Genomic DNA, 11,110 nt, shown 5'->3' on the forward strand with positions numbered 1-11,110 from the left:
GTTGACTGTCTCAGCTATACTTTTGTTTAATGAGTAACTTTGGCTCTTACGTTAAAGCACTACGAAAAGCGTCCACACATTTAACGGAAGAACCACAATTTATGGCTTATATGACAAAAAGAGATGTAAAACCTCTTGTGATTCTTTTAATTCATGAAGAAGGAGGGTGTGTTCATAATTGACACACCCTCTTTCAATAATCTAACGAAAACAATCTTGAGGCAGGTGAGCACAAGTTTATTGGGTGTTTTTACCCACTTGCTTCTTCATAGCGTTTATTGATGCCTCTTTATTCTGCAGGTCTCCCTGTTAGTAGTTTGGACCTTCACCAAAGTTTGGAGCCCCCTTGTCGTACCACACCCTTTCCGAGTTAAGCAGTTCAGGTCTTTGTCCATCGGTAAAGGTGAAGCCTTGCTGTGTCATTGCTGTCTCGATAATAGTACGCATCTTATCAGCTGGATCGGGTTGAGCGATATAGAATCGGCGAGGCAACTCAGTGTTGGGCTTCATTGTAACCCAAGGAATGAGCGAACTACCAACTTTAGGAACACCAGAGCGGCGCACTGTAACAAACTGCTCAAGTGGTTGATAGAAGAAGTGCAGATACAATTGGATGTAAACCTTCTCTAAATCGCTTGGAACACTACCTGTTAGTTGGTAGTCAGAATTAGCCATCATCGTAGCGATAGCTGCATCGTCGTAGGTAACAGGCTCGTCTAACTTATCATTACAATGTGCCTTATCATAATAAGGTATTTTATTCAGTATCGCTAAGCGATTATAAGCTTTTGCTGAAGCCTCAACGCCAAGTTTAAAGTATTCGGCTGCAGTATGTGGCAAGTTAGCACCCAGTAATTTAAACTCAGCCAGATAGAGGTTCATTTCAGCTGTGGAAAGGGTCATCTCGTAAAGCGGGTTATCTTCAGTATCTTGTACCACCTTACCTTTTGGAGCTGTTGGGAAAGTGAAGTCAACGCGGCCACGCACTAATTCCTCGTTAAAGTACGATAGCGGTGAGTAGGTTTTCGTTTTTTCTCCATCAGTTACTTTCCATCTGGTTGTTACAAAATAATTGTTATTCCCAGTGTATTCAGCCTTTTCAGATATAGCCATACCAATAGGTAATCCCTGATAGCGTACCCATGGTTCGCCATCACCTTTCCAACTGTCGAAATGTTTCTTACCAGAAGCATCTGTGGTATAGTTCACCTGGTCTAAAATATATTTAGGAATAGCACAGTTGTTATCTCCTCTTGCTTGTGCATCAAAGAAAGCTTGCACCACCTCAGAGTTGAAATCGTTTTTGGTAAACATCACCAGCATTCGTGGATCTTTGTTACGTTTCATGAAGTCGATAACGTTTTTGCTGCTAACACCTAAGTTCACACTATTATCACTTCCATAGGTGTTGTTACCGCCATCTCCACCCGTACCTTTGTTATATACATAGTCGTCTGAAATAGATTGCATCACGTTTGCATCGTCAGCACCCACTTCCTCGGCTATTTTTAAGGCCTTAGCTTTGTTTTGGTGAAGAAGTCTTACCGCAATTTTAAGTTTTATGCCGTTTACAAATTTCACCCATTTCTTAGTATCTCCCCCGTAGGCTAAGTCATTGTCTCCAACACTTATCTGCGTTGTCGTTGACTTCAGCTTATCCAGGTCGGTGTTCAGCTCGGTCAGCCATTGGTCGAATAGACTCTCTTGCGATTCGTAGTTAGGAGTTAATGTGCCCCCATACTTGGCTTGTGCAGCTTCAGAGTAAGGCCTTGAGCCAAAGAGGTCGGTATCGAATAATCCCATGTAAACTGTTAGAGCGTTTGCCATAGCCGAAAGGTGTGAGTATTGAGCAGCTTTGTTAGCTGGCATCTTATCGATAGTAGCTTTAATATCGTTCTCGTATCGTTTAACATAAATAAGCTGAGAACCCACACCGCCCAGTTCAGCCAACTTGTTATACAAGTCATTAAAACTACTTGATGGTGAATATGCCTGAACTATTTTTGACGTGTAAGCCCCATCGTAATACCACAGCAGGTAATCGAAGGGTTGGTATTGCACCTGCTCCTGAGTGAACAAGAAAACAGGATTTCCTTCGGCGATAGTCGATGGGTCAGTATTTATTTTTGCGTATTCGCTTTCGCTGCATCCTGTTACCAGTACCATGCATGTGGCACATATACCAAAGGCGAGCGACTTGAATTTTATAATATTCTGTTTCATAATGAAAGGCATTTAGAATGTAGCGTTTAATGTGAAGAGATAGCTTGCTGTGTAAGGCATAAATGATCGCATACGGAACTGCGCAGCTCCTGTTCCACGTACCGATTCAGGATTCTCGTGATTTGGCGCAGTGTTCAGTAGGTATGCCAAGTTACGTCCGGTGAAACTAAGGGATAAGTTCTTTGCACCGATATAGCTACTAATTTTGGTTGGAACGTTGTACGAGAGAGTTATTTCTCGCAGAGCGATGTAGTTGATTTTCTTAAACCAATCATCGTTAATAACACCTGTTCCCCAGCTATTCTTAAAGTATGCAGCACTTTGTAGGTGTGCTGGTTCTACATAACCTTTTTCATAAGCCTCCTGATAGGTCATTCCACTAACGTCTTGGTTAGTTCCTCCTGGTGTGGTAACAATCGTTCCAGCATCGAAAACAACATCAGGAATGAAGCCATCAGTAAACACCTTATCTTGCGCATTAGCGTATTTGCTGGTCCAGGTCATCCCCTTACGGTATTTCTCGGTCTCTCCAGAGAAACCGTATGCAGTTGCGTAGCGTGAGTTATACGAAGCAACGTATCCTCCAAAGCGTGCGTCAAAGAGCACATAGAGACTAAGGTCTTTCCATCTTAGGGTAGAGTTTAGTGATCCAAGGAAGTTAGGCAACATCGATCCAACTTCTTTCACAGTACCTCCGCGCTTATAATACACTGTTCGGAATTTGTTAGTGTAGCCCACCACTGGTTTGCCAGTCTTTTCGTCGGTCTTTATCCAAGAGTCAGACATTAGCATACCATAGTCGGAGCCTACTTTGGCAACAGATGCTATGCGGTAGTTACCATAGTTTGCTGCACCATCCAGATTAATGTAAGAGGTTACATCAGGACTTAGTTCTACAATCTTATTGCGGTTGCGAGTGTAGGTGAAATTTAGGTCCCATTGCCATTGTTTTTTCTTTATAGGAGTAGTATTGAGTGCTATTTCTATACCTGAGTTTTGTATGTTACCTGCGTTGATTAGTTTTTCTTTTACGCCCGATTCCCAAGGTACATTGATAGTCATAATTTGGTTTCGAGTGTTCTCCTTATAATAGGTGAGGTCTACCCCAATCCTACTGTCAAAGAAACGCCAGTCAAGTCCCACTTCCCAAGCATTCTTACGTTCAGGTTTTAAGTTGGTACTCTTCATATTCTCAGGGATAGTCATTCCATAAATCTTCTTGTCGCCACGTTGATATGTTGCTACAGAATAGCCCGAATTAATATAATAAGGAGAGGTGTCGTTTCCCACCTGCGCCCAAGAACCGCGTACCTTTGCAAAGCTAACCCATTTTGGAAGTTTGTCTTTGAAGGTTTCTGTGATGATCCATGAGCCCGAAACTGAAGGATAGAAATAAGAGAAGTTACCTGTTCCGTAGCTGTAAACCAAAGCTGATGACCAATCGTTACGTCCCGTTATGTCCAGGAATAGTTGATTCTTCCAGCTTGTTCCAATCATAAAGATGGTAGAGACGATACGCTTGGTGTTGAATTTATACGCATTAAAGCTGGCTTGTTGCTTTGAATTCTTGATAAAGAATTGGTTGGGCACAATAAGTCCACCGTTCGTACTCTCACTATTATACTGTGCATATTGGTTAAAATATTCCTCACGCAAGAACCCGTGCACTTCCCAGTCCTTATTAATTTGATAGTTTAGGTTAGCTGCAAGGTACAAGTTCTCTTGTGTAGTGTGTGTGTGAGAGAGAGCATAAGAACCACCTTCGTTGGCATAACCACTACCAGGGGCTTTTAGTTCGCCATCGATGGCATAATAGTTGAGCGAACCACCAGTTGAAAGCTGTAGCCAAGGCAGTGCTTGAATATTGATGTTAAGCACAGGGCGAAACATGGTTTCTGTTTGCTTGTAATCGTTTTCAAAGATACTCCACCACAGCTCCTTTCCAGGTACAGCACGATAGAGATCGCCATATCTTTCGCTGGCAAGTCCACCATGTTCCCCTTTGTAAAGGTTACGATAACGATTAACATCGTATTCGCGTGGGAACGTACTATTAGCAAAGTATTCTCCTATGTTTAATGGTGCATTACGGGGTTGTGATTGCGTAAAGTTCACGCTGAAATCTACCGTCACGATGTTCCCAATCTTTTGTGAAGCTTTTCCTAAGAACGACAGACGGTTAAAGGTGTTGCGTGGTGTAGTACCCTTATTGTATTTATAAGATGCTGAAGCGTAGAATTGTGTACGATCATTACCACCTTGCAATGATACATTCGTATTAGTATTAAAGCCTGTGTCGTAAGCATCTTTATAGTTGTTTGGGAACATTTTCGCTGTCCCCATTGTTCCATCGTACTGTTCAAACTGTTTACCCTCAGCCCATGAGATATCAGGTCCCCAAGCATAGTTCCCATATTGTTCGATGAGTGAGTATTCTCCTTTAGAGTTACGAGCGAACGATGTCATGTTATCGCTCCAAAGGTTGCCCGTGGCAGTGTATTCGTCTCCGTAATCTACAGCACCAGGGAAAGCACCAATCATATAGGTGTTTTGTAGATCTGGAGAACGATAGACTGTTTCTAATCCTATAGTTTGTGAAACCTTTACAGTAACACCTTTGCCTGCTTTCCCACTTTTAGTGGTAATTACTACAGCACCATTCAAACCACGTGAACCATACAATGCTGTTGCTGCAGCACCTTTTAGTACACTCACACTCTCAAAATCATCGGGGTTAAGATTCTTTAGTTGGTTACCGTAGTCGTTGATATTGCTATTCCAGTCAGCGTCCCCTGATTGGCTTGTAGCATTATCTAATATCACACCGTCTACTACAAAGATGGGTTGGTTGTTGGCATTAAGAGTAGATGCACCTCTTATTTGAATTTTAGTAGAACCAAACATTCCACCGTCTGACTGGCTGATCTCTACACCAGCCACCTTACCTTGCAATGCTGTGACAGGAGAAACCGTGTTGGCTCGTTCCAGTTCATCGCTTTTCAGTTCGGTGACAGCATAACCCAATGCTTTTGTTTGTCGTTTAATTCCCAATGCCGTAACCACCACATCGTTAAGTGCAGTGGCTTCTTCTTCAAGGGCAACGTTTATCTGTTGTCGACCATTAATATCTACATTTTTAGGCTTCATTCCCAAGTATGAGAATACTAACGTGCCTTTTGTGGGGCATTGTAGGGTGTATTGCCCGTCGATATTAGTCACAGTACCCATATTTGTACCTTTCACCGTTACCGAAGCACCGATTACAGGCTCGCCCGTTGGGTCTTTCACAATGCCACTAACCGTGACATTTTGCGCATAAAGCTCAGTAGCGAACATCCATATCAGTGCCATCATACAGATTCGCCATAAGGCTTGCGCTTTGTTCTGCTTGTTGTTCATTTTGCTTATAGTTAAAGATTAATATGTAAAATTTATTGTTTAGGTTTTATATATGTCTCTATTTCACTTTCATTCTGTATCAGCTTTTTGTGTTAGGTTTTGTTGTTTTGAATATTAGCTATGTGTAGCAGCTATTACCGCAATGAATTTATCGCTCTTGTAACTCTTATTGAGAGAGACTTTTATTTGTTTAATTATAGGTTCTTATTAATAATTTCTGATATCTTTGAGTAAACAGATTGATACTCTAAAGATGGTTTTTAAGTATTGTAGATATTGTAATTTCGATTGTAGGTTAGTGTTAGTATGTTTTACGACACATAAAGTGTTGCTTAACGGTTATTTATATAGTTTTTATTATGTGAGCAAATATAAATAAAATAAATATATTAAGCAATAAAAATGGCGATTAATTTTTGTAAATATGTAAAGGCGATAAAATGAGGTGCTCGTAAGTAGATAAGTAGACAAGAGAGTGGGTAGGAAAGAGTTGTCCTTTGGTTAAGATGGCTAAGATGATTATTTGTTACGAAGTAGAGAGGATAGGCTAATCAGCTATTTACAATCAGTTGCTGCTTACAATTCCCTCATCTTCTACCATGCGACAATAGACTTTGTTACCTAAAAATCTCGATTTTTCAGATGTTTCAGGTGATATTGTATAGTTCATGTTCCTTTATTCGTTAATGTCAAAATCTAAGTATTTGTTGTGGACTTACACCTGACTCTTATTCTGTGATATGTAATAAATGATAATAGTTAATGTTACAATATATTGCAGATTATATTTATTTTACTTATATTTGCAACCAAAAGCGTGATTTATATTGTGGTTAAATAGCACTATCACGATGTTCTTTACGTTTTGGTAGACAGAACTATGGTTAATTTCTATGTTCTGTCGTTTGATAAACCTTTCTTATAAAGTGCTTAGACATTACAGCTTATGAAGAAATTTTTACTGATGTTTTCTTTGTTTGTGTCTTTAGTGACGTTCGCACAAACAAATGGTGAAATGAGGATTGCAACATCTACAGCCGTAGGGCAAGACTTTGAATTCCGTGTTACTCGAACCAATGATGCCAGTAAAGTATTTGTTGACTGGGGAGATGGTAATAAACAAGAGGCTACGTTAGAAGGTTGGAGTAGTAATAAGAAGGTGACAGGGAAACTACTAAAGGACACAATCGTTGTCTATGGTGACTTTTCGGCCGTTGAGGTGTCTGAAGCAAAGGCAACATATCTTGCTTTTAAGGATCAGCCTAATTTAAAGCAAGTTGAAGCAAAGAAGAACGAATTAACCTACGAAGGTGTTGATTTCTTTGGTGCACCTAATCTTGTTACACTTGACCTCAGCTATAATAAGATTACGCGTTTAGACCTGCGCAATTTTAAGAAATTATCTAATTTTACGGCCAATCATAATGAATTGTTGGCTACTGTCTTATTTCCTAATGGCAGTACAGAGCTACGAAATATCGACATGTCAGATGGAGATATTACACACTTTTATCCTATCAGTCTCCCTAATCTGCGTTATCTTAATCTTTCAAACGGTAGTTTGTTAGAATTAGAATTGGGTAATAATTATCCGGAGTTACGTGATGTTGATATCAGTGGCAATATTGGAGTAACATCTATTGACGTTACGCAACAAGCGAAACTTGAGAAGCTCCTTATAAAGGGTACAAAGATTACTGAGCTAAACCTTATTAATAACCCTGAGCTTATCATGCTTGATGCGTCTAATACTGACATCGCAAAGCTTGACTTAAGTAGTAATAAGAAGTTAACAACGCTTGAACTCAGTGATTCAAAGTTGTCTCGTTTAAATGTGTCTAACCTTGCTTATCTTCACACAATTAATATTGATAATACGAAGATACAACGTATTGATTTATCGCACCAACGCTTTTTGCGTAGTGTGAGTGTACGGAATACTGGAATACAATTTCTTGATATGCATGGTGCTATCGGTACTAACCGACTGAATCACCTTGATATGCGTGACTGTAAGAATACTACTCCTCAGTCACTTAACTTCACCTTCAAAGCAATGCCGGCACATACAGGTAGTTCTTACCGTACGAATGTTTTCCTATCAGGGTCTAACTACGAACATGCTAATACTGGGATGTTAGATGATGATGCCGACAATTCTTATAAATTAGATGTTCATGGTGATGCTACTGCATCAATGGATTCTGTCGCTATAACGATGCAAGCGGCCGAAAATGGAGGCAGTTATACACTAAGTCAAATTCCTGATGATGGGTATTTTGCAACTTACGAGCCTGTTACAGGGAAAGTCCTGCCTGGTTTTCCAATTAAGATAGATGCTACAGCACCTACTGGTGCAAAGTTCGTTGGCGTGGAGGTGAATGGTAAATTGATTGCTGATAGTATCTTTGTCGTGTCAGAAGCAGCAGTTATAAAGCCTGTTTTTAGTGTTTCTGGTGATGATGATTATATCAAACTAACAGTACCTGCTGGCATAGACCAACAGTATTTCCTTTCAGTAAGTGGTGAGGATAAAGATGTTTCAATTGACTGGGGAGATGGCGAACTTGTAAAAGTGAAGGTTAAATCGACTCCAACAACGGTAGTGGGACAAACATCTGGAACGACAGTAACGATATATGGTGCTGTTACAGGAGCTGATTTCTCAAGTTATCCAGGTGTAGGTGTTGATAATAAGATAACTGCTGTCGATCTGAGTCATAATATTCATTTGCGTTCTCTGTCTACGTATATGAATTCAATTACGTCCATAGATGTTTCTAAGCTATTGGATCTTGAATCTCTTGATTGTTCTTATTCAGACCTTAGTTCCTTGGATGTTAGCAAGAATAGTAAACTTGTTAATTTACGTGCTTATGGTAATCAAGTTGATAATATAGATGTTACAGGTGCTGTTGATTTAGCTTATCTTGATGTAAAAAATAATTGGTTAGAAAGTTTAGATTTAAGTCATAACAAGAAACTCGTTTATTTGAATATAAGTAGTAATGAGATTGAGGCAGTTGACGTGAGGGATATGCCAGAACTTGTAGAACTTTATGTTTCAAATAATAAGATTACTGCTCTTGATGTTAGCAAGAACCCTGCATTGAAGACATTGCAGCTTTCTAATAATTCAGTCTCAAACTTAGACTTAAAGAATAATCTTCAACTTGTGACACTTACTGTTGATGGTAATAGATTAGAGGGGCTGGATCTTAAGGGACATGAACGATTGACCTATCTGAATGTAGGTGGTAATGGATGGGATGCATGTACTTTAAATGATCTTTATTATAGTCTTTCACGTTATCCTAAACTCCAGAGTGGGAAGACGCCACGTGGTAACACACTTTTCGTTCATGGTGAAAAAGCAGGAGAGTATAATGACGCCGAGCATGCTGAGTCTTCTATTGCTAAGTTGAAGGGTTGGACGATTGATTATGAGGGCGATGGAACTGGTTGTAACATGGCATATATTACAATACAGGAGCCGGAATATGGAACGTTAAAGATATTTACAACAGATGGTGTTGAGGTGCTGTCGGGTACAAAGGTGGCTAAGAATACAGATCTTGTCATTAAAGCAATACCCGCATCTGGATACAAACTTGAAACTTTGACACTTAATGATGAAGAAGTAGATTCTCCTAATTTTAAGGTTACTTCTTCTGTGACTATTGGAGGAATCTTCACAGTTTCGGATCAAATAGACACTCTTTCTAATGATGCACTTAAAGTGTCTGGGGGTAAAAATTATCTAAGCTTTATGACAGGAACGCCTACACACTTGCAAGTCTATACCTTAAGTGGCAAATTGATGTTCTCTACTATTGTAAGAGAGCATAAGACGGTTAGTCTACCATCAGGTATCTATATTGTTAAAGCGAAGGGTTATTCAAAAGTTGTAGCAGTTGAATAGAATGACATCAAACTTGTCCGCATGAGAAAGCGGAAAGAGTAGAATTAGCAATCCCGAAGGTCATTATAAACTTTCGGGATTGTTTTTTGGCATAAGTGTTTTTATTTTAACATCCTTGACACATAGCCATTGTGGCGGAACCATTTATGCGCCCAGTTAGGTACCATAAAGATATAGCCAGAGATGTCCTCGTGTGGAGCACAGTCAAGTTGGGGTTAGTCAACTCAACTGTGTCAAAATGCAAATTATAAGTCTTTGCAAATTTAAAGAATAGTGCATTCTTTTATGATTAAGTGTTCGAAATGACAAGAGTAAAGTAATTTTACGACCTCTTCATTACAAAAAGTATGCATTATATACTCTTCAGTTGTAAACATCTCTGGAAAAGAATTTCTCTTATAAAAACTATATTCTTTAACCTCCATAATCTTTCCACTGCGGAAAGTCTTACATTTAGATTTCTCTAAATCAATGGTGTTTCCAGCAACAGGGGGTGCTGCCACTACAGTATACGATATACCCTCAACCATAAAAGTAGCCGTTGTACAATCTATATCTTTTAGAACGCTTCCTAATTTCTCAGAAGCAAAGATAGGCATTGCTCCGATGAAGAAAGGGCAATCACTAATACTATCACCAGCAGTTTTATTCCAAACAAAGTTTTGTCCGTCAAGAACTGACACATCACCAGTCCTTAATACGCTCATCATATCAATATCACCAAAATTGATAGTGGCAAATCCCTCAACCTTGTTCTTTAATTGAAAAATTCTCATATTATTATTATAAATTAGGTTGCACATCACGTTGTAATGATAATTTTCCAGAAAATAAATCTTCTTTCAATGATTGGAGAACCTCAAGAGCTTCTTCTCTTGTAGTAGCACTTGCCATAAGCTGCTCAACAGTGTTATAGTATTCTTGTAAATGCCGTCCACTATGAATCGATCCCTTTAGAGGGCTGGAAGCATCATTGGGCAGCAAAATTCCATTTGCAGGGTCATTTCGGTCAAGACCGAACTCTTCCATTTTTTTTGCTGCATATGGCGTTTCGTTTCCTACAATATGATGAGCTCTTGATACAGTTCTATCAGTTTCTTTGTCCATAGCAATCTCCAAGTTCCCTCGTAGAACATCTGCATTATGAGGTTGTCCCATATTCAGCTTACTCTCTATCTCTGGGCGCTTGTCTTCCAACACATCGTTTCCAATAGTCTGATCTTCAAAAGTTGAAGTACGCTCTACGCCTTCTCTTGGAGTTGCCTGTTCTAAATTCTCATTAGAAGCTGATTCTGAAAAGTTGCTTGGAGAGAACTCTTCTCTCAGGGAATCCATTTCGTTACTGGAAGAAGCAGAACAATCTATATCCGAGTTCAGATTAGAGAAATCGCCACTTTCTTCAGAAAGACTAAACTTATCTGAACTAAATTCACTTCTCATATCTTCAACAGAAAAAGTGCAATCAGTATTGTCACATAATTCTGCAGCTGATTCCATTCCCCCTGCAGATTCACATACAGCTTCAGAAGCTACTGCTATAGCAGCATCATCAATTATAAAAGACAT

General features: G+C 39.5%; 5 protein-coding genes. 1 reads left to right on the forward strand and 4 read right to left on the reverse strand.

The genetic code is table 11. The features are described 5' to 3' along the window. Positions 1-309 precede the first annotated feature (309 nt). A complete protein-coding gene (locus tag CHB62_RS12215) occupies positions 310-2,223 on the reverse strand; it encodes a SusD/RagB family nutrient-binding outer membrane lipoprotein (RefSeq protein ID WP_089367066.1) in 1,914 nt (637 codons plus the stop codon). A gap of 12 nt (positions 2,224-2,235) precedes the next feature. Beyond that, positions 2,236-5,622: a SusC/RagA family TonB-linked outer membrane protein gene (locus tag CHB62_RS12220; protein ID WP_089367055.1), complete on the reverse strand. Its 3,387-nt coding sequence runs from the start codon at positions 5,620-5,622 to the stop codon at positions 2,236-2,238. A 946-nt stretch (positions 5,623-6,568) separates the two neighbouring features. On the opposite strand from CHB62_RS12220, the gene CHB62_RS12225 reads away from it, so the two are divergent. Continuing rightward, the gene (locus CHB62_RS12225; protein ID WP_240616231.1) at positions 6,569-9,544 is read left to right on the forward strand and encodes a leucine-rich repeat domain-containing protein; all 2,976 of its coding nucleotides are present in this window, start codon (positions 6,569-6,571) and stop codon (positions 9,542-9,544) included. A 263-nt stretch (positions 9,545-9,807) separates the two neighbouring features. Here CHB62_RS12225 and CHB62_RS12230 read toward each other — a convergent pair whose 3' ends face one another. Continuing rightward, positions 9,808-10,320, reverse strand: coding sequence for a hypothetical protein (locus CHB62_RS12230; RefSeq protein ID WP_141240430.1), 513 nt, complete (start codon positions 10,318-10,320; stop codon positions 9,808-9,810). 7 nt (positions 10,321-10,327) lie between these two features. Continuing rightward, the gene (locus CHB62_RS12235; RefSeq protein WP_089367057.1) at positions 10,328-11,110 is read right to left on the reverse strand and encodes an AHH domain-containing protein; all 783 of its coding nucleotides are present in this window, start codon (positions 11,108-11,110) and stop codon (positions 10,328-10,330) included.

This window comes from Prevotella jejuni, assembly GCF_900187995.1.
GTDB lineage: Bacteria > Bacteroidota > Bacteroidia > Bacteroidales > Bacteroidaceae > Prevotella > Prevotella jejuni.